This is a genomic window from Mesorhizobium sp. BHbdii, assembly GCF_053848045.1.
The window spans coordinates 130710-151272 of the sequence record NZ_JBSPKX010000004.1; the positions used below are offsets into that span (position 1 = coordinate 130710).

Sequence of the window (20563 nt, forward strand, 5' to 3'; positions counted from 1 at the left end):
AATGCGGCTAAAGTTGACACTTGCAGTTTAGAATAATTCTAAACTGTTGTTTCGATTGGCTTTTCTCTCTGAAATCGGTTGACTTCGGGCGCCTTCATCGCTTTATGGAACCTTGCGTGTCAAGCGCATCCCTTTGATGTCTGGGCCTTGAACCCTTTCGATTGGAGGCATTTCGATGTCTTTCTTCCGCAAACCGCGCTATGCCGCGGCCTGTTTCTCGGCCAATGGCATGGACCTGCCTTGGTGCCGATTGCCTGCCGACGCGCCTTTGGCGCCGGCATTTCACTGAATTCCGAGGAGATGACAATCATGAGAGCGATGATCACGGCACGATATGGCAGGCTCGCCGCGATCGGCGCCACGGCGGCATTGACGGCGGCGATATTCGTGCTGCCGGCCAAGGCGGAAACCGATGCCAAGGCTGTCATCAAGACCTATTCCGACATTGCGCTCGCCAAATATGAGGATTCGCTGACGACGGCGCAGGCGCTCGACAAGGCCGTCGACGCGCTGCTTGCCAAGCCTTCGGTGGAAACGCTGACCGCCGCCCGCGAGGCCTGGAAGGCGTCGCGTGTTCCCTATCAGCAGACCGAAGTCTACCGCTTCGGCAACGCCATCGTCGACGACTGGGAAGGCAAGGTGAACGCCTGGCCGCTGGACGAAGGCCTGATCGACTATGTCGCTGCCGGCTACGGCACCGAGTCGGATGCGAATGCACTCTACACCGCCAATGTGATCGCCAACAAGTCGATTGAGGTCGACGGCAAGAAGATCGACGCCACCAATCTTACTCCGGAGTTCCTCTCCGGCACGTTGCAGGAAGCCGGCGGGATCGAGGCCAATGTGGCGACCGGCTACCACGCTATCGAATTCCTGCTGTGGGGCCAGGACTTGCACGGCACTGGCCCGGGCGCGGGCGAACGGCCCTATACGGACTACGATCTCGCCAACTGCACCAGCGGCAATTGCGATCGTCGGGCGCAGTACCTGAAGTCGGCGAGCGACCTTCTGGTTTCCGATCTGCAGGACATGGTCAACGAGTGGAAGGATGGCGGCGCCGCCCGCAAGAACCTTATCGATGGCGAGCCGAAAGTAGGCATCTCGACCATCATCACCGGAATGGGCTCGCTGTCCTATGGCGAACTTGCCGGCGAGCGCATGAAGCTCGGCCTGCTGCTGCACGATCCGGAAGAGGAGCACGACTGCTTCTCCGACAACACCTACGATTCCCATCTCTACGATGCCGTCGGCATTCGTGCCGCCTATCGTGGCAGCTACACGCGCCTCGACGGCACCGTCGTCGAAGGCCCCTCGGTATCCGACATAGTCAAGGAGGCCGATCCGGCGATCGACAAGGAACTGTCGGACAAGCTCGATGTCACCGTCGCCAAGATGGAAGCCATCAAGGCGCGGGCGCTTGGCGGCGAGGCTTATGACCAGCAGATCGGCGAAGGCAACATTGAAGGCAACGCCACAGTCCAGGCGGCGATCGATGCGCTGGTCGACCAGACCAAGTCGATCGAACGCGCCGTCGGCACCCTGAAACTCAATGCCATCGCCTTCGAGGGCTCGGACAGCCTCGATGCTCCAGACAAGGTGTTCCAATAAGGCGTCAAGAGCCTCTAGCACGATCCCGAACCGAAGGTCCGCGTAAAAAGTGGAAAGCGGTTTTCGGTTCGATTGAGAAAATAAGCCACACGGCGCCGAGCACGCCGTCAGCCATACAGAGCAAATAATGCTGATCTGCCATTGCAACATCATCACCGAGAAGGAGATTGAGCAGACGATCGTCTGGCTGCTGGATCAGGATCCCTGGCAACTTATCGTGCCGGCGAAGATCTATCATGCCATGCAGAAGCGTGGTCGCTGTTGCGGCTGCTTCCCAAATGTGGTCGAAACGATCATTCGGGTAACCGAAAATTACCACGCCCGCTCGGAGGCGAGCGGCGTGGATGTTGTTTCACACCTGGATCGCGTCAGAGGCCTGCGCGTCCAATACGGGAGCAGAACCCATGAAAGGCGAACAGCAGATCATAGAGCGGCTTAACGAAGCTCTGTTTCTGGAACTTGGAGCGGTCAATCAGTACTGGGTGCATTTCCGGCTGCTGGAAGACTGGGGCTACGCCAAGCTGGCGAAGAAGGAACGCGCGGAATCGATCGAGGAGATGCACCATGCCGACCGGCTCGTGGCCCGCATCATCTTCCTTGAAGGTCATCCGAACCTGCAGTCGGTAGCGCCGCTGCGCATCGGACAGAATGTCAAGGAAGTGCTCGAATCCGATCTTGCCGGTGAATATGACGCGCGCACTGCCTACAAACGCTCGCGCGAGATTTGTGACGAAGCAGGCGACTACGTGACGATGAAGCTGTTCGAGGATTTGCTGTCCGACGAGGAAGGTCACATCGACTTCCTCGAGACGCAACTCGACCTGCTCGCCTCGATCGGCGAGGAAAAATACGGCCAGCTCAACGCCGCATCGGCCGACGAGGCGGATTAGGGACATGCGGGAATGCGGCGCCGCTTAGATTTCTTGCGCCGCCTGCGGCGGGCCGAGGATTGCGGCCTGCCGTCCCAGCAAAACCCGCGATACAGCTGGCTTCGCGGGCTTTCGCTTGCCGTAGTGGTCCCACTTACGGCCTCGGCGATGGCCGGTGCGCCCGAACCGGCGGGCCTCGCCACCAGTCGTACCGATCTGACGCCGAAGGATCTGGCGCGCGTCATCGCCATCACCCGGCCGACCAAGGATTTTTCCAAGCCCGAGCAGTTCGAGCCGATGCAGGGCGGCGCCGGCACGTCACGGAAAGATGCCAACAAGGACGCTTTCTCGCAATCTTCCGCCAATATCACCTTCGAGGAAGAAGGCACCTTCAAGCTCGGCAATGCCCTTTTCCGCAAGAACTGGGTTTCGTCGCCCTCGTCGACGCAGGCGTCGGACGGGCTTGGGCCGCTGTTCAACGAGCGGGCGTGCCAGAATTGCCATCTGAAGGACGGTCGCGGTCGTCCGCCGGAAGGCGACAGCGGTACCACCTCGATGTTCCTGCGGCTGGCGCGGCAGGCGAGCACCGATGAGGAGAGAGCAGCGCTGGCCGCCCGAAAGGTGCTCAACTTCCCCGATCCGGTCTACGGCTCGCAATTGCAGGACCTGGCCGTGCCGGGTCTTCGGGGCGAAGGCCGGATGCGTGTCGACTATCAGGAGCAGAAAGTCACGCTGCCGGACGGTACCGTGGTTTGGCTGCGCAAGCCGAGCTATTCGGTCGATGATCTTGCCAACGGGCCGCTCGATCCGCACACGACGCTTTCGCCGCGTATGACGCCGCCGATGATCGGGCTCGGCCTGGTCGAGCAGATCGCACCGGCGGACATTCTCGCCCATGCCGATCCGGACGATCGGAACAGTGACGGCATCTCCGGCAAGCCCAACATCGTGCGCGATGGCCAGAGCGGCGAACTGACGCTCGGCCGCTTCGGCTGGAAGGCGCAGACGCCGTCGATCCGCCAGCAAGCGGCGGACGCATTCGCCGGTGACATCGGCATTTCGACGCCGGAAGTGCCAAACCACTGGGGCGATTGCACCGCGGCCGAAAAGACCTGCCTTGCCATGCCCAACGGCGTGCAGGAGCGCCTCGGCCCGGTCGAGGCGCCGCCGCCGGTCATGGACCTCGTCACCTTCTATTCGCAAAACCTCGCCGTGCCGGCGCGGCGCGATCTCGACGAGCCCGATGTGCTGGCCGGCAAGAAGCTGTTCTACGACATGGGCTGCATTTCCTGCCATACGCCGAAATTCGTCACCCGCCGCGGCACGCCCAACAAGGCGCAGGCCTTCCAGCTTATCTGGCCCTATTCCGATTTTCTGCTGCATGACATGGGGCCGGGTCTCGCCGATGGGCAAGGGGTGGGCGAGGCTACCGGCAGCGAATGGCGCACGCCGCCGCTGTGGGGCAGCGGTCTTACCCAGACCGTCAACGGCAACAGCTTCTTCCTGCATGACGGGCGCGCGCGCACCCTGGCCGAGGCGATCCTGTGGCATGGCGGCGAGGGGCAGAAGGCGCGCGACCGCTTTGCCGCCGCCGATGCGGCCGATCGCGACGCACTGGTCAAATTCCTGGAGTCGTTCTGATGTCGAAGCGTCTTGCGCTTGTCCTGGTTCTCCCGCTGGTCCTCGCCGGCGCGTTGCCGGCATCCGCAGCGGCAAAGGCCTCCGACGTGATCCAGCAGGCCATCGACGGCTTTGTCCGCCCGGCCTATGCACGGCTGCATGACCATGCGGACAGCCTGACCAAGGCGATGCGCAGGCTTTGCGACGCGCCTTCGCAGGATTATCTCGATGCGGCGCGCGCCGAATTCTCCGGCACCGTGGATGCCTGGTCGGTCGTCGAGATCATCCGCATCGGACCGATCACGCAGAACAACCGGCTGGAGCGCATGCTGTTCTGGCCGGACCGCAAGAGCATCGGCCTGAGGCAGCTCCAGGCGGCGCTGGCTAATAAAGATCGCACCGCCGCCGATCCAGCCCAGCTGGCGACAAAGAGCGTCGCCATGCAAGGGCTCGGCGCGCTGGAGTTCGTGCTTTACGGCGATAGCGCCGAGCGGCTCGCCGGTAAGGACGATCCCTATCGCTGTGCTTACGGCGCGGCCGTCGCTGGCAACATCGAAACGATTGCCGCCGAGGTCAGCGACGCCTGGAACAAGCCCGACGGTTTTGCCGCGCTTTGGGCCAATCCGGGCCCGCAAAACGCGCTCTACCGCGACGGCACCGAAGTGGTGACCGAACTGGTCGGCGTCTTCATCAACGAGCTGGAAATGGTCCGCGACGTGCGCCTAAAGGGCTTTTTGGGCAGCAATCCGCAAGCCGACAAGCCGAAACAGGCGATCTACTGGCGCTCGCAAAACACCGCGCGCTCGTTGACCGCCAATCTTTCGGGCATGGACGCGCTGTTCCAGGCCTCCCAGCTTGGCGAAGCGCTGTCGCCCGACGCGCGCTGGATGGCAGATTCGATCCACATCCAGCTCGTCAACGGGGCCGCCGACGCCACGGCCATCAGAGGTCCGATCGACAAGGCGCTCGCCGACCCGGCGCTGCGCCAGAAGCTCGACCACTTCTCGCTGGTGACATCCAGCCTGTCGACCCTGATCGGCACCAGGCTGACAGCCGAATTCGGCCTGACCGCCGGTTTCTCGTCGCTCGACGGAGACTGAGCATGATCCCAAAAAGTTGCAGACTTTTTGGACAAGATCCTGCGGCAAAGAAACCGAGCATGATGCCAAAAAGTTGCAGACTTTTTGGACAAGATCATGCGGCAAAGAAACCGAGCATGATCCCAAAAAGTTGCAGACTTTTTGGACAAGATCCTGCGGCAAAGAAACCGAGCATGATGCCAAAAAGTTGCAGACTTTTTGGACAAGATCATGCTCGAACGGAGATCGTATCCTGAAGACGCCGCTGATCGATCGCCGTGATTTCCTCAGGGCCGCCGGGACAGGCTTTGTTGCCGCGATGGCGCCGTCCGCATGGGCGAAGACACTTGCGGCCGACGCCGTCTTCGCCACCGCTTTCGTCAGGCGTGACGGCAGCTATGGCGCGGCCATCCTGTCCGAGGCCGGCAAGGTCCTGCATGCCATCGACCTTCCCGCCCGCGGTCACGACGTCACCTTCGATCCGGTGTCGAAGCGCTCCGTGGTCTTTGCCAGGCAGCCCGGCACCTTCGCCGTGGTCTTCGACCACACAGGTCGCGACGAACCACGGACCATTGCCAGCGTCAGTGGACGGCATTTCTTCGGTCACGGCGTGTTTTCGACCGACGGTGCGCTGCTCTACGCCACCGAGAACGATTTCGACAATGCCGCCGGTGTGGTCGGTGTCTATGACGCGCGTGCGAAATTCAAGCGCATCAGTGAGTTCCCGACCTACGGCATGGGTTCGCACGAGCTTCTGTTGTTGGGCGACGGCAGGACGATTGCCGTCGCCAATGGCGGCATCGAGACGCATCCGGATTACGGCCGCGCCGAGCTCAACATCGCGACGATGAAGCCATCCTATGTGCTGGTCGACCGCCTGACCGGCGACCTTCTCGAAAAGCACGAACTGCCGCCGAAGCTGCACCAGCTGTCGATCCGTCACATCGCTGCCGATAAATCCGGCACGGTCTGGTTCGGCTGCCAGTACAGGGGGCCGGGCACCGATCGTCCGCTGCTGGTCGGCCGCGCCGCGCGCGGCAAGGATCTGCAACTGCTCGACATGCCGCAGGACGTGCTTTCCGGCTTCAGGAACTACATCGGCTCGGTCGCCGCCAACCTCGCCGCCGGCACCGTCGCCGTGTCCTCGCCGGAAGGGAATTCGCTGGCGGTGATCGATGCGGCCAGCGGCCGGATCGTCGCCATCAGCGCACTGGCCGAGGTCTGCGGCGTGGCGCCCGACGGGCCGAGCTTCATGGCGACGACTGGCACCGGCGAAATCCTCGAAGCCGGCGGCGCGACACGGTCCGAGTCGGGCTATGTCTGGGACAATCACATGCTGCGCATCGAGGAGGCCGAATAGGCGCGTCCGGCACCGGTTCCCTGACGGTTACGTTCGTTAGAAGTTACCGCCTTCAGGCGAGGTCGAAGCAAAGCCGCCAAACGATTTATGCATTATCCCCTTGCGGCGATGAGCCATGGCAGGCACAGGGAATTTGTTTTTTCGAACCCCTGCGCCCAAGTGGGTGCTCCAACCGGCCGCCTCATGAAGTTGCTCGCCATCGACTGTGCCGCCAATCTCTGCTCCGCCTGTGTCTACGACGCGGCGGCCGGGAAAGAGCTCGGCCGTTCGGTGTTCGATCTCGGCAAGGGCCATGCCGAGCATCTGATGGCCGTCATCGAAGAGGCGTTGAAGACCGGCGGAACCGACTATGCCGGCGTCGGCGCCATCGCTGTCTCCACCGGTCCGGGCTCCTTCACCGGCCTGCGCGTCGGCGTCTCGGCGGCGCGGGGTCTTGCGCTGGCGCTGAAAATCCCGGCTATCGGGGTGACGACGCTGGAAGCGCTGGCGGCGCAAGCCAAAGAGACATTTCCCGGCCGCGCTGTGCTGGCCGCGCTCGACGCCGGGCGCGACGAGATCCACGCCGCGCTTTACGATGAAGAGTCGGTTCTGCGCTATGGTCCGGCCGTGACCACGCTTTCGCAAGCCGTCGCCATGGCGGTAGATCTCTCTCCGGTTCTGGCCGGCACAGCTGCCACGCAAATTGCCGCCTCGGCCGGGCGCGCCTTTGATATCGGCCCGACAAGTGCCACGGCCGACATCGCCGTCTATGCCCGGCTGGCTGCCGCCCAAGCTGCCGGCAAAAAGGCTGAAGGCGAAAAGCCGAAACCGCTCTATCTGCGCGGCGCCGACGCCAAGCCGCAGGCCGGCTTTATCCTGTCCAGGAAGAAAGCCGGGAAGAAAACCTGATGCGCATTCCTTTCCTCCAGCCGCGCCGCAGGGATTTTGCGCTCGAGCCGCTGACGATTGCCGACAGCGCGGCCATGTCGGTGCTGCATCGCGAGGATTTCGTTCGGCCGTGGACCGACGACGAATTCGCCGCACTGCTCGAGCAGGACGCGGTGTTCGGCTATGCCGCGCGCGAGGCCGGACAGGGTGCCAAGCCGCCGGTCGGCTTCGTCCTGGCGCGCCTGGCTGCCGGTGAAGGCGAGATCCTGACTGTCGCGGTGGCGCGCTCCCATCGCCGCCAGGGGCTCGGCTGGCAATTGATGGATGCCGTTCTGCGCGAACTGCACGCGCAACGCGCCGAGGCGCTTTTCCTCGAGGTCGACGAGACCAACGTTGCCGCGATCGCGCTCTACCGGCGGCTGGGATTCCGCGAGGTCGGCAAGCGTCCCAACTATTACAGGTCGCCCGAGCACGGCCCGACCGGCGCGCTTGTCATGCGCCGCGATCTTCGGTAGCGCAGATTCAAAATTGCTAGAGCGTACGTTGTGCGTCCAATTGGACGCACATCGCTCTGGCCATACGTGGGCAGGGCCTGGAGCAAAATGATCGGAAAAATCAGGATTTTCCTGGCACTGGGCCTCGTTGTCGTCGGCTCGTTGATTCTCGTGCCGTTGCAGATCCTGTCGATGAAGACCGGGCTCTGGCGCGAGACGTTCGTCCTGAAGATCTGGCACCGGCTCATCATCAGGGCGCTGGGCATGCGTATCCATGTCAAGGGGACCCTGTCCAGCCAGCGCCCTCTATTGGTTGCGTCGAACCACATCTCCTGGACCGACATCATGGTACTGGGGTCGATGGTCGACGTGAAATTCATCGCCAGGGCTGACATGGCCGGTTGGCCATTGATCGGCATGTTGTCGAAGCTGCAGCGCACTGTCTTCATCGAGCGTGAGCGCAAGCGTTCGTCGGGCGACCAGGCGAGCGAGATCGCCAACCGCATGGCCAAGGGCGACGCCATGGTGCTGTTTGCCGAAGGTTCGACCGGCGACGGCAACATGATCTTGCCGTTCAAGAGCACGCTATTCGGCGCCGCCTCGATGGCAATTTCGGAAGGGGCGGCCGAAACGGTCTTCATCCAGCCGGTGGCGATCGTCTATACGCGCCTGCATGGCGTGCCGCTCGGCCGCAGGCACCGGCCGATTGCCGCCTGGATCGGTGACGAGGATTTGATGCCGCATCTCAAGGTGCTGATGGCGGAAGGCGGGCTCGATGTCGAAGTGCATTTCGGTGAGCCGGTCGCCTTTTCAAAGGGCTCCAGCCGCAAGGAAACGGCAAGGCTGATGGAAAGTCAGGTGCGTGATATGGTGCAGGCGGCGCTCGCCGATCCGCGCCCGAGCCGGTAAACCGGAATAGCTACTGCGCCAATCAAGTGCTCCAGCGTCTTGCGCGGAATCGTCTGTTTTTTGTCGGCGAAAGGCGTTAGAAGCCGCCAGATGGACTTGAACACGATCGAACGGGACGACATCGAAACTGCGGCCGAAAGTGCGGTCGTACCATCTGCCGCGACCAGGAAGGTCTTCGTCAAGACCTATGGCTGCCAGATGAACGTCTACGATTCGCAGCGCATGACCGATGCGCTGGCCGCCGACGGCTATGTGGCAACGGACGCCATCGGTGAGGCCGATCTGGTGCTGCTCAACACCTGCCATATCCGTGAGAAAGCCGCCGAGAAGGTCTATTCCGAACTTGGCCGCATTCGTGAGATGAAGGCCGAACGGGCTCAGGCCGGCCGCGAGATGCTGGTCGGTGTCGCCGGCTGCGTGGCGCAGGCAGAGGGCTCCGAGATCATCCGCCGCTCGCCGGCCGTCGATCTGGTCATCGGCCCGCAGACTTATCACCGGTTGCCCGACGTGCTGGCACGGGTGCGCCGCGGCGAAAAGATCGTCGAGACCGACTACGCCATCGCGGACAAGTTCGAGCACCTGCCGCAGCCGAAACGCGCCGAGATCATCAAGCGCGGCGTCACCGCGTTCCTGACCGTGCAGGAAGGCTGCGACAAGTTCTGCACCTTCTGCGTCGTGCCTTATACCAGAGGCTCGGAAGTGTCGCGGCCGGTGGCGCAGGTCGTCGCCGAGGCCGAGCGGCTGGCGCAAGCCGGCGTGCGCGAGGTGACGCTGCTTGGCCAGAATGTCAATGCCTGGCATGGCGAGGGCGAAAACGCCGAGGAATGGGGTCTTGGCCGCCTGCTGTTCCGGCTGGCCGAGATTCCCGGGCTGGCGCGGTTGCGCTACACCACCAGCCACCCGCGCGACATGGACGACGAATTGATCGCCGCCCATCGTGACTTGCCGGCGCTGATGCCCTATCTGCATTTGCCTGTGCAATCCGGCTCCGACCGCATCCTCAAGGCGATGAACCGCAGGCATACGGCAAAGGATTATCTGACGCTGCTCGACCGGATCCGCGCCGCACGGAGCGATATCGCGCTTTCAGGCGACTTCATTGTCGGCTTTCCCGGCGAGACGGATGCGGATTTCGAGGCGACGATGGACCTTGTCCGCCAGGTGAACTATGCCTCGGCCTTCTCGTTCAAATATTCGCCGCGCCCTGGCACGCCGGGCGCGGAAATGGCCGATCATGTGCCGGAAGCCGTCAAGGACGAGCGCCTGCAGCGACTGCAGGCGCTGCTGCTGAAGCAGCAGCAGGATTTCGGCGCGAGCCTGGTCGGCAGCACCATCGACACGCTGATCGAGAAGCCGGGCCGCCAGGCTGGCCAGAAGGTCGGCCGCTCGCCGTGGCTGCAGCCGGTTATTGTTGATGAAAAGTCCGGCGAAATCGGTGAGATTATCCAGGTACGAATCACGAAGACGGGTTACAACAGCCTGTTCGCCGAATTGGCCTGAAGGTCTCGGCAGATGAGGAGAGACGGTTGAGCGCTGCGGAAGTGAAGAACCTGCCCCAGAACCTACCATCGGGGGCCTCGGACATGGCGCACATCGTTCTGACTTTCGACAACAACAAGCTTGCCAGCGCCCTTTATGGCCAGTTCGACGAGAATCTGGCCAGGCTGGAGCAGAAGCTTGGCGTCGATATCCGCTCGCGAGGCAACCAACTGACCATCAAGGGCTCCGCCTCGGCCGCCGAGCAGGCGCGCCGCGCCCTGGACAATCTCTACGGCATTCTCCAGAAAGGCGCTGACATCGGCCAGTCGGACGTCGACGGCGCCGTGCGCATGGCGATCGCCGCCGACGACCAGCTGACGCTGCCGACGCTGGAGCGCAAGGGCAAGGTGTCAGCCGCTCAGATATCGACGCGCAAGAAGACGATCTATGCCCGTTCGCTCAACCAGGACGCCTATATGCGCGCCCTGGAGCGGTCCGAACTCGTCTTCGGCATCGGCCCGGCTGGCACGGGAAAAACCTTCCTGGCGGTGGCGCATGCGGCGATGCTGCTCGAACGTGGCATGGTCGAGCGCATCGTACTGTCGCGGCCGGCAGTCGAGGCCGGCGAACGGCTCGGCTTCCTGCCCGGCGATATGAAGGAGAAGGTCGATCCCTATTTGCGGCCGCTTTACGACGCGCTTTACGAGATGATGCCGGCCGACAAGGTCGAGCGGGCGATAGCCGCCGAGGTGATCGAGATCGCGCCGCTGGCCTTCATGCGCGGCCGCACGCTGGCGCACTCCGCCGTCATCCTCGACGAGGCGCAGAACACCACGCCGATGCAGATGAAGATGTTCCTGACCCGTCTCGGCGAGAACTCTCGCATGATCGTCACCGGCGATCCGACCCAAATCGACCTGCCGCAAAACACCAAATCCGGTCTGGTCGAGGCGCTCAGGATCCTTGACGGCGTCACCGGCATGGTGACGGTGCGCTTCAACGAAGGCGACGTCGTCAGGCATCCGCTGGTCGCCGAGATCGTCAAGGCTTACGACCGCGACGGCAAGCTGGCCCGGGGCCTGGGCGCCGAAGGCTGATGATGCAGCCTTATGGCTGAGGACAAGAAATCCGGAGGCGAGGATCTTCCGGTTCCCGTCGACATCGATATAGCGGTCGAAGCGGGCGACTGGCCGGAAGAGGCTGCGCTGACGCGGCTGGTCGATCGCGCCGTTGCCGCTGCGTTTGCCGAAACCGGCGTAGCCGGCCGTTCCGAACTCAGCATCGTCTTTTCTGACGATGCCCATATCCGCAGCCTCAATGCCGGCTGGCGCGGCAAGGACAGACCGACCAACGTCCTGTCTTTCCCGGCTTTTCCGCTCACAACGGGCGGCCCGCTGCCGCCCATGCTGGGCGACATCGTGCTGGCCGCCGAGACGGTTGCGCGGGAAGCCGCACTGGAAGACAAGCCTGTCGACAACCATATCATCCATCTCGTCATCCACGGCCTGCTGCATTTGCTGGGCTACGATCACGAGACCGACGCCGAGGCCGAGGAAATGGAAGCCGTCGAACGCGCAGCACTTGCGAGGCTTGCCATTCCCGATCCCTACGCGTAACTAAAAAGATCAAATGACCGGACGACGATGAACGACAAACCAGAGACTGCCGCCCGCCCAGACGCCGGCAGTGCGACCAAGCCATCCGAACAGATGGAAGAGAGCTCGAGTCCGAGTACCACGACCGGCAGCTTCGCCAGCGAGCCATCGCCTGCCGGTCCTTCCCTGTTCGATCGCGTGCTCGGCCTGTTCAGGCAACGCAACGGCGCCAGCCTGCGCGAGGAGATCGCCGACGCACTTGCCGAAACGGCGAGCGATGCCGGCGCCTTTTCGCCCGGCGAACGGGCCATGCTCAACAACATCCTGCGCTTGCGCGAGGTGCGCGTCGAGGACGTCATGGTGCCTCGCGCCGACATTGAGGCGGTCGAGATCACGACAAACCTGGGCGATCTTCTGGGGCTGTTCGAGCAGTCCGGCCATTCCCGCATGCCGGTCTATTCGGAGACGCTCGACGACCCGCGCGGCATGGTCCACATCCGCGACGTGCTCGCGCACATCACCAAGATCGCCCGTGTCAGGAAGGGCAGGACGACCAGGAAAACCGCCGCCGCCACGTTTCTCGATCTCGCCAAGGTCGATCTCACGCGCACCATAGGCGACCTGACCCTGATCCGCCCGGTGCTTTTCGTGCCGCCGTCGATGCTCGCCTCCGATCTCATGGGGCGGATGCAGGCGATGCGTACCCAGATGGCGCTGGTCATCGACGAATATGGCGGCACCGACGGTCTGGTGTCGCTCGAGGATATCGTCGAGATGGTGGTCGGCGACATCGAGGACGAGCATGACGAGGACGAGCCGATGATCACCCAGACCGGCGAGGGTGTGTTCGTCGTCGACGGCAAGGCCGAGATCGACGATGTCGCCAAGATGATCGGCGAGGATTTCGCCGCCGGCGAGCATGGCGAATATGTCGACACGATCGGCGGCATGATCTTCAACACGCTTGGCAGGGTTCCGGCCCGCGGCGAAGTGGTGCAGGCCATCCCTGGCTTCGAATTCCATGTGCTCGACGCCGATCCGCGCCGCGTCAAGCGCGTGCGCATCATGGAAACCCAGAAGGGCGAGCGCCGCCGGCGCGCGGTGCGCGCCGAGCAGGCTTGAAAGACGCGGCTCGCCCGATCGATCGACGATCCGTTCAAGCTCAACCTTGCGCTTCTCACTTCGTCTGCGAACCCTGCTTTTGAGTCCGCAACGGTTCGATCGCCGAAATTCAGTGCGGCACGCTGGCTGAAGCGGTCGCCGTTTGGAGCGCGGACCGCGGCCTGATAAATCTTGCTCGGTGATTCGCACGACTCGGAAGCATTGATGAAGCGTCTGGCCGGCCAGATAATTCTGCTGTGGGGTTGGCGCCGCACGCTTGTGGCGTTTCTTGCTGGCGCGCTGGCGGTTCTTGCCCAGGCGCCTTACGATTTCTTCGCCGTCTGTTTTATTTCGTTTCCGCTGCTGGTCTGGCTCCTCGACGGCGCGACCGGCGAAGCCTCCGATGTCTGGTTCTGGCGTTTGCGGCCGGCTTTCGCCATCGGCTGGTGGTTCGGCTTCGGCTATTTTCTCGCCGGCCTGTGGTGGATCGGCTCGGCACTTCTGGTCGAGGCCGACAGTTTCGCCTGGGCGCTTCCCTTCGCAGTGGTCGGAATTCCGCTGGCCCTCGCCTTTTTCTACGGCTTCGCAACAGCGGTTGCCCGGCTGCTGTGGAGCAACGACATCGGCCGCATCGCTGCCCTTGCCTTCGGTTTTGGCCTGGCGGAATGGCTGCGCGATTTTCTGTTCACCGGGTTCCCGTGGAATGCCGTCGGCTACCTGGCGATGCCGGTGCCTTTGCTTATGCAGAGCGTGTCGGTGACCGGCATGGTCGGCATGAACGCGCTGGCGGTCTTCGTCTTTGCATTGCCGGCCCTGCTTGCGGCGCGCCGGCATGTCCGCCTGGGAGCTGCACTGCTTGCCGTTCTCGTCGCGGCCCATGTCGGCTTCGGCTATATCCGGCTTACTATTCCCGAGAAGCCGGCGGAGCGCGGCCTCGACGTCCGCATTGTGCAGCCGGCTGTCGACCTCAGCGAGAAGTGGGACGCTTCGGTGCCCGACCGGATCTTCGCTACGCTGATGGGGCTTTCGGCCAAGGCGCCGGAGGCCGGCCATGACAAGCCGCAATTGATCCTGTGGCCGGAAACCTCCGTGCCGTTTTTTTTCGCCGAACGTCCCGATGCGCTGACCGCGCTGGGAGAGATGCTTGACGATGGCCAGATGCTGATCGCCGGCGTCGTCCGGGAGGAGGGCGGCTCGGCGGCAGATGCCGACAGGCGGTACTACAATTCGGTGGTGGCGATCGACGACAAGGGCGAAATCGCAGATGCTGTCGACAAGGTTCATCTGGTGCCCTTTGGCGAGTATCTGCCTCTTGCCGACCTTCTTGGCCGCTTCGGGCTCAAACAGCTCGTCGCCGGGCCGACGACCTACGCGGCCGGCAATGAGCGGCATCCGATCGCGCTGTCCGGCGGCATCCGCGTGCTTCCGTTCATTTGCTATGAAGTCATCTTTCCCGATCTGGTGGCGATTGACGCTACGTCAGCCGAGCTGATTGTGAATGTCACGAACGACGCGTGGTTCGGTGACACGCCGGGTCCGTACCAGCATTTCAGGCAGGCGCAGATTCGTGCTGTGGAGAACGGGGTGCCCTTGTTGCGCGCGGCCAACAACGGCATCTCCGCTGTCGTCGATCCGCGCGGGCGCATCCTCGACGCGCTGGCGATCGACGCACGCGGAGCCATCGATGTACATGTGCCGATTTCCGATCAAGCCATCGTTTCTTCCCGCCAAAGACGCATTAACGGACTGATGATCTTGTTGCTGTTTGCCCTGGCCGCTTTCACATCGAATGTAAGGCAAAAGCTACGGGCGAATTGACAGTCGACACATTAGAAACTCATACTGTAACGGCCTGAAATTTCTCGAAGTCGGTACGTCGTTGTGTTGGGGCACCGGCCGCCGGCTTCGTTTGGGCAGAAAAACACAAAAAGCCGGAAAAATTCGGCGAGGAAAAAATGGCAGAAGAAAACAAGAAGAAGCCGAATCCTATCGACATTCATGTCGGAAGTCGCATCAGGCTTCGTCGCAATATGTTGGGAATGAGTCAGGAGAAGCTGGGCGAGAACCTCGGCATAACTTTTCAGCAGATACAGAAATACGAAAAGGGGACCAATCGCGTTGGTGCCAGCCGTTTGCAGGCAATCGCCTCGATACTCGGCGTTCCTGTCGCTTTCTTTTTCGAGGACGCGCCGGGCCAGGAGACCGTGGGCAACCGCGGATTTGCCGAGGATACATCAATGGCTTTTGCCGTCGAATTCTGCGGCAGTCCTGAAGGTCTTCAACTCAACCGGGCCTTCGTCAAGATCGCCGACGTGAAGATACGCCGCAAGATCATCGAGCTTGTGAAGGCCCTTTCCACCGACGAAGTCGATTGATTGGGCCGATTGATTTGGCCGTTGAAAACCCGGAAATGGCGAGGCCGTCATAGCGGGGCAGGCAAATTCTCGCGATCTCGCGCACCGTGGAATTTACATTCCATAGGCATGCCGGAGAGCGGATCGATTTTACTCGACACCCATGCTCAAAGTCTTTTTCATCAACGTGCTGAAGCTAAGCAAGGTGCTGGAGCTAAGCGCGCTTGCGGCATCCTGCCGCCGGTCACAGTGGTACAAGATAATAGCGCGATTTTCATACCAGAATGGCCGCACCGCTTGACGAGCGCCGCCCGGCACAGCTAACACGTGGCGCGCCAATCGGCAGCGTGCCGATATTTTTTCAAGAGGGGACACCCGTGACGCGGCAAAACTATCTATTCACCTCGGAATCCGTTGCCGAGGGTCATCCCGACAAGGTCTGCGACCGTATCTCCGACGAGATCGTCGATCTGGTCTATCGCGAGGCCAGAAAGACCGGCATGGACCCCTGGAAGGTCCGCGTCGCCTGTGAGACGCTGGCGACCACGAATCGCGTCGTGATCGCCGGCGAGGTCCGCGTCCCCGAGACTCTGCTCAAGAAGGACAAGGCCGGCAACATCCTGATGGATGCCGCCGGTCATCCCGTCGTCAATCCGGCGAAGTTCAAGTCGGCCGCCCGCAAGGCGATCCGCGAGATCGGCTATGAGCAGGCCGGTTTCCACTGGAAGACAGCAAAGATCGAGGTTCTGCTGCACGGCCAGTCGCCGGATATCGGGCAAGGCGTCGACAACGCCTCCGACCGGCAAGGCGAGGAAGGCGCCGGCGACCAGGGCATCATGTTCGGCTATGCCTGCCGCGAGACGCCGGATCTGATGCCGGCGCCGATCTACTACAGCCACAAGATCCTCGAATTGCTGGCCGCCGCGCGCCATGAGGGCAACGGCGATGCCGGCCGGCTCGGGCCGGACGCCAAGAGCCAGGTGACCGTCCGTTATATCGACGGCAAGGCGGCGGAAGTGACGCAAATCGTGCTGTCCACCCAGCATCTCGACGCCAGCTGGGATTCGAAGAAGGTCCGCAATGTCGTCGAACCCTATATTCGCGAGGCGCTCGGCGAGCTGAAGATCGCCGACAGCTGCAACTGGTACATAAACCCGACGGGCAAGTTCGTCATCGGCGGGCCAGACGGCGACGCCGGCCTGACCGGGCGCAAGATCATCGTCGACACTTACGGCGGTGCTGCGCCCCATGGCGGCGGTGCTTTTTCCGGCAAGGACACCACCAAAGTCGACCGTTCCGCAGCCTATGCGGCACGCTATCTCGCCAAGAATGTGGTGGCCGCCAAGCTCGCCGATCGCTGCACCATCCAGCTTTCCTATGCCATTGGCGTCGCCCAGCCGCTGTCTGTCTATGTTGACCTGCACGGCACCGGCAAGGTCGATGAGGCAAAGCTCGAGCAGGCGCTGCGCACCGTGATGGACCTGTCGCCGTCCGGCATCCGCCGCCACCTCGATCTCAACAAGCCGATCTACGCGAAGACGTCGTCCTATGGCCATTTCGGCCGCAAGGCCGGCCGTGACGGGTCGTTCTCCTGGGAAAAGACCGACCTCGCCAAGGCGCTCAAGGATGCACTCGCCGAAGCGCCCGCCGAAGCAGTCGCGGCCTAGCCGCGGCGTCCATGCATCCGAAAGACCGGCCAAGCCGTGCGACCGAAGCATTTTTCGGTCGCCGGCGCGGCAAGACCATCCGTCCGCAGCAGGCGGCGGCACTGGAAAGCGGCTTCAGCACCTACCGGCTCGATCTGACGGCCGGACCGCCGGCCGAATTGCGCAGCCTGTTCGAAGCCGATGTCTGCGCCATTCATCTCGAAATTGGTTTCGGCGGCGGCGAACACCTGTTGCATCGGGCGACGGCGGCTCCTGAAACCGGTTTTGTCGGCGTCGAACCTTTCGTCAACGGCATGGCCAAGATGATGATGGCCGTCAGGGAACGGCCGCTTGCCAATCTTCGCGTCTATGACGACGACGCCACGCGCCTGCTCGACTGGCTCCCGCAAGCCTCGCTCGACGGGATCGACCTTCTCTATCCCGATCCCTGGCCGAAGAAGAAACACTGGAAGCGACGCTTCGTCAGTTCGGTCAATCTCGACCGTTTCGCGCGCGTCCTGAAGTCAGGCGGAAAATTCCGCTTTGCTTCCGATATCGATAGCTATGTGAACTGGACGCTGCTGCATTGCCGGGTACATGATGCGTTTGCGTGGCAGGCTGAAGAGGCCGCCGACTGGCATCGGCCCTATGAGGGTTGGCCGGGTACGCGCTACGAGGCGAAGGCCATTCGCGAAGGCCGGCGGCCGGCCTATCTCACCTTCGTCCGGAGATAGTCCTACTCAGCAGCGCGCGTCGCGCGCTTTGCCGTCGACGAGGACCAAAGATGTCGTCGCGCTGCGTCGCCGGTCTTAGAAGCGGCCGATCTTGTTGAAGGCGGCCGGATCCATGCCGAGATTGCGCAGATCGCGCGCGCGTGGCTTGCGGCCGGCTTCGACCGCGTGCGACGCGGCGACGGCGCTGCCGAACACGGTGAAGAAATCGCCGATGGCCGAGAAAACTTTGCGGTTGGTCATGATTATGCCCTTTCGCCTGCTGCAATGCGTGATTGAATTTGTGCAGCGCAACAAAGATAGGCGCTTTCGCCTGATATCACAGGGACGTTGCCGCATGGCCGCCATGCGCCCTATGCAACGCTCCCCCCGGCACTTTCACCATACCCTGCATGCGGACTTGAAACGGCGGCCGCGATCGTCTATATCAAGCTCAAATTCTTGGTCGGTATGGCGAAGAGTGGGTCCACCCGGTCCCGCTCTTTTTTGTTACCTTCCGACCGCCGATGAAGGGACAGGAATCGAATGACTGCAACGGTACCCGACAGCGACGACCGCATCATCCGTGAAAGCGGCATCGATGCGCGCATCGCGCTGATCGTGCAGCCGGTGTTGCGTGCCATCGGCTTCCGCCTAGTCAGGGTGCATCTGACGGCCCAGAACGGGCTGACGCTGCAGATCATGGCCGAGCCCGAGGACGGCACCATGACCGTCGAGGATTGCGAAGAGGTCAGCCGGGCGGTGTCGCCTGCGCTCGATGTCGATGATCCGATCGAAAAGGCATATCATCTCGAAGTTTCGTCGCCGGGTATCGACCGGCCGTTGGTCCGCAAGTCGGATTTCGCGACCTGGACGGGTCATTTGGTGAAGATGGAAACCTCGGTCCTTGTCGCCGACCGCAAGCGCTTCAAGGGCAAGATCGCCGAGAGCGACGCGGACGGCGTGCTGATCGAGCGCGACAAGGCGGCCTATGGCGAAGAGCCGACGGTGCGTGTGCCCTACGATGCGATTGCCGAGGCACGGCTGATCCTGACCGATGACCTTATCCGCGACGCGCTGTCGAAAGACAACAGGGCGCGCAAGGAAGCCAAGAAGCGCCGCGGCGAACCCGAAGACGCGCCAGAGGGCGCAGAAGCGGGCGCGGAAGATGAAACCGAACAGGAAATGTGATTGGGCTGCCGGCGCAAAGGCTCGGCAACAAGCTCGGGAGAAAAACGATGGTTGTAAGCGCCAACAGGCTTGAACTGCTGCAGATCGCCGACGCGGTCGCGCGTGAAAAGTCGATCGACAAGTCGATCGTCATCGCCGCCATGGCCGATGCGATCCAGAAGGCTGCGCGCTCGCGCTATGGCCAGGAAACCAACATCCGTGCCGACATCAATCCGAATACCGGCGAGATGAAGCTGCAGCGGCTGATGGAAGTGGTCGAGAAAGTCGACGACTATGCGACGCAGATCGCCATTTCCTCCGCGCGCGAGCGCAATCCCGACGCCCAGCTCGGCGACTTCATTGCCGAACAGCTGCCGCCGATGGATTTTGGCCGCATCGCCGCCCAGTCGGCCAAGCAGGTCATCGTGCAGAAGGTGCGCGAGGCCGAGCGCGACCGCCAGTATGACGAGTACAAGGACCGCATCGGCGAGATCGTCAACGGCACCGTCAAGCGCGTCGAATACGGCAACGTCATCGTCGATCTCGGCCGCGGCGAGGCGATCATCCGCCGCGACGAGCTGATCCCGCGCGAGAACTACAAATATGGCGATCGCGTCCGCGCCTATGTCTACGACGTGCGCCGCGAGCAGCGTGGTCCGCAGATATTCCTGTCGCGCACCCATCCGCAGTTCATGGCGAAGCTGTTCACCATGGAAGTGCCGGAAATCTACGACGGCATCATCGAGATCAAGTCGGTCGCCCGCGATCCGGGTTCGCGCGCCAAGATCGCCGTCATCTCGCGTGACAATTCCATCGATCCTGTCGGCGCCTGCGTCGGCATGCGCGGCAGCCGCGTTCAGGCGGTGGTCGGCGAATTGCAGGGCGAGAAGATCGACATCATTCCGTGGTCGCCTTCGGCTGCTTCCTTCATCGTCAACGCGCTGCAGCCAGCGGAAGTCGCCAAGGTCGTGCTTGACGAGGATGCCGAACGCATCGAAGTCGTGGTGCCGGACGACCAGCTGTCGCTGGCTATCGGCCGCCGTGGCCAGAACGTCCGGCTGGCCTCGCAGCTCACCGGCTGGGATATCGATATCCTGACCGAGCAGGAAGAGAGCGAGCGCCGCCAGAAGGAGTTCGTCGAACGCTCGGCGCTGTTCATGGATGCGCTCAACGTCGACGAGATGGTCGGCCAGGTGCTCGCCTCCGAAGGCTTTACCAGCGTCGAGGAAGTCGCCTATGTCGATGCCGACGAGATCGCGTCGATCGACGGCTTCGACGAGGACACCGCCTCGGAAATCCAGGCCCGCGCCCGCGAGTATCTGGAGAAGATCGAAGCCGAGCATGACGAGAAGCGCAAGGCGCTCGGCGTCAAGGACGAGTTGCGTGAGATTCCTGGCGTGACCACCGCCATGATGGTGACGCTCGGCGAGGACGGCGTGAAGACGATCGAGGATTTCGCCGGCTATGCGGCCGATGACCTGACCGGCTGGAAAGAACGCAAGGACGGCGAGACGAAGGTGTTCCCCGGCGTGCTCGCCAGTCACGGCGTGTCGCGCGCCGATGCCGAGCAGATGGTTCTGGCCGCCCGCCTCAAGGCCGGCTGGATCACCGAAGACGAGCTTGCAGCCGAAGACGTGCCGGCTGACGAAGCTGTTGGTGCGTGAGGTGAAACCGCATCGCACACAACCCGCCCTTGGACGAG

The 20563-nt window shown here is 62.6% G+C and carries 20 protein-coding genes; 19 read left to right on the forward strand and 1 reads right to left on the reverse strand.

From position 1 onward, the window contains the following. The first annotated feature begins 318 nt into the window (after nt 1-318). The 17 genes from ACWTU8_RS21290 to trmB all read left to right on the forward strand — a co-directional run bounded on the left by ACWTU8_RS21290 (nt 319) and on the right by trmB (nt 17715). Complete coding sequence (locus ACWTU8_RS21290; RefSeq protein WP_455850017.1) at nt 319-1608, forward strand: imelysin family protein; 1290 nt, start codon at nt 319-321, stop codon at nt 1606-1608. Nucleotides 1609-1735: 127 nt separating this feature from the next. Then, entirely contained in the window at nt 1736-2047 is a 312-nt protein-coding gene (locus ACWTU8_RS21295) for a (2Fe-2S)-binding protein (RefSeq protein ID WP_455849730.1), read from the forward strand. Next, nucleotides 2013-2498 carry a bacterioferritin gene (gene bfr / locus ACWTU8_RS21300; protein WP_023802097.1) on the forward strand — a complete coding sequence of 162 codons (486 nt, stop codon included), beginning with the start codon at nt 2013-2015 and terminating at the stop codon, nt 2496-2498. Before ACWTU8_RS21295 ends, bfr begins: the two co-directional genes overlap by 35 nt. Nucleotides 2499-2510: 12 nt before the next feature. After that, nucleotides 2511-4118, forward strand: a complete 1608-nt coding sequence (locus ACWTU8_RS21305; protein ID WP_455849731.1) for a di-heme oxidoreductase family protein — start codon at nt 2511-2513, stop codon at nt 4116-4118. Continuing rightward, nucleotides 4118-5197 (forward strand): imelysin family protein, encoded by a 1080-nt coding sequence (locus tag ACWTU8_RS21310; RefSeq protein WP_455849732.1) that lies wholly within the window; start codon nt 4118-4120, stop codon nt 5195-5197. The genes ACWTU8_RS21305 and ACWTU8_RS21310 overlap by 1 nt, the downstream gene beginning before the upstream one ends. A 232-nt stretch (nt 5198-5429) precedes the next feature. Further along, complete coding sequence (locus ACWTU8_RS21315) at nt 5430-6536, forward strand: DUF1513 domain-containing protein (RefSeq protein WP_455850018.1); 1107 nt, start codon at nt 5430-5432, stop codon at nt 6534-6536. Nucleotides 6537-6719: 183 nt separating this feature from the next. Then, nucleotides 6720-7424, forward strand: a complete 705-nt coding sequence (gene tsaB, locus ACWTU8_RS21320) for a tRNA (adenosine(37)-N6)-threonylcarbamoyltransferase complex dimerization subunit type 1 TsaB (protein WP_455849733.1) — start codon at nt 6720-6722, stop codon at nt 7422-7424. Then, on the forward strand, nt 7424-7918 hold the full coding sequence (rimI, locus tag ACWTU8_RS21325) for a ribosomal protein S18-alanine N-acetyltransferase (protein WP_455849734.1): 495 nt from the start codon (nt 7424-7426) through the stop codon (nt 7916-7918). The genes tsaB and rimI overlap by 1 nt, the downstream gene beginning before the upstream one ends. 87 nt (nt 7919-8005) lie before the next feature. Beyond that, nucleotides 8006-8806 (forward strand): lysophospholipid acyltransferase family protein, encoded by an 801-nt coding sequence (locus ACWTU8_RS21330; RefSeq protein WP_095521145.1) that lies wholly within the window; start codon nt 8006-8008, stop codon nt 8804-8806. Between the two features lie 90 nt (nt 8807-8896). Continuing rightward, on the forward strand, nt 8897-10306 hold the full coding sequence (gene miaB / locus ACWTU8_RS21335; protein WP_455849735.1) for a tRNA (N6-isopentenyl adenosine(37)-C2)-methylthiotransferase MiaB: 1410 nt from the start codon (nt 8897-8899) through the stop codon (nt 10304-10306). An 83-nt stretch (nt 10307-10389) separates the two neighbouring features. After that, complete coding sequence (locus tag ACWTU8_RS21340; RefSeq protein ID WP_287305617.1) at nt 10390-11382, forward strand: PhoH family protein; 993 nt, start codon at nt 10390-10392, stop codon at nt 11380-11382. A gap of 12 nt (nt 11383-11394) precedes the next feature. Next, a complete protein-coding gene (ybeY, locus tag ACWTU8_RS21345) occupies nt 11395-11901 on the forward strand; it encodes an rRNA maturation RNase YbeY (RefSeq protein WP_455849736.1) in 507 nt (168 codons plus the stop codon). 27 nt (nt 11902-11928) lie between these two features. After that, the gene (locus ACWTU8_RS21350; protein ID WP_455849737.1) at nt 11929-13002 is read left to right on the forward strand and encodes a hemolysin family protein; all 1074 of its coding nucleotides are present in this window, start codon (nt 11929-11931) and stop codon (nt 13000-13002) included. A gap of 204 nt (nt 13003-13206) precedes the next feature. Next, nucleotides 13207-14799, forward strand: a complete 1593-nt coding sequence (gene lnt / locus ACWTU8_RS21355) for an apolipoprotein N-acyltransferase (protein WP_455849738.1) — start codon at nt 13207-13209, stop codon at nt 14797-14799. A 137-nt stretch (nt 14800-14936) separates the two neighbouring features. Further along, the gene (locus tag ACWTU8_RS21360) at nt 14937-15356 is read left to right on the forward strand and encodes a helix-turn-helix domain-containing protein (RefSeq protein ID WP_029356958.1); all 420 of its coding nucleotides are present in this window, start codon (nt 14937-14939) and stop codon (nt 15354-15356) included. Nucleotides 15357-15712: 356 nt separating this feature from the next. After that, nucleotides 15713-17002, forward strand: a complete 1290-nt coding sequence (gene metK, locus ACWTU8_RS21365; RefSeq protein ID WP_455849739.1) for a methionine adenosyltransferase — start codon at nt 15713-15715, stop codon at nt 17000-17002. Between the two features lie 11 nt (nt 17003-17013). After that, complete coding sequence (trmB, locus tag ACWTU8_RS21370) at nt 17014-17715, forward strand: tRNA (guanine(46)-N(7))-methyltransferase TrmB (protein WP_065005889.1); 702 nt, start codon at nt 17014-17016, stop codon at nt 17713-17715. A 75-nt stretch (nt 17716-17790) separates the two neighbouring features. On the opposite strand, the gene ACWTU8_RS21375 is transcribed toward trmB, so the two are convergent. After that, a complete protein-coding gene (locus ACWTU8_RS21375; RefSeq protein ID WP_095517012.1) occupies nt 17791-17955 on the reverse strand; it encodes a hypothetical protein in 165 nt (54 codons plus the stop codon). 282 nt (nt 17956-18237) lie between these two features. Here ACWTU8_RS21375 and rimP point away from each other — a divergent pair, with 282 nt between their 5' ends. Together rimP and nusA are read left to right on the forward strand one after the other, a co-directional pair. Further along, entirely contained in the window at nt 18238-18882 is a 645-nt protein-coding gene (rimP, locus tag ACWTU8_RS21380; protein WP_455849740.1) for a ribosome maturation factor RimP, read from the forward strand. 47 nt (nt 18883-18929) lie between these two features. Continuing rightward, nucleotides 18930-20525: a transcription termination factor NusA gene (gene nusA, locus ACWTU8_RS21385; protein WP_455849741.1), complete on the forward strand. Its 1596-nt coding sequence runs from the start codon at nt 18930-18932 to the stop codon at nt 20523-20525. Nucleotides 20526-20563: the final 38 nt, after the last annotated feature.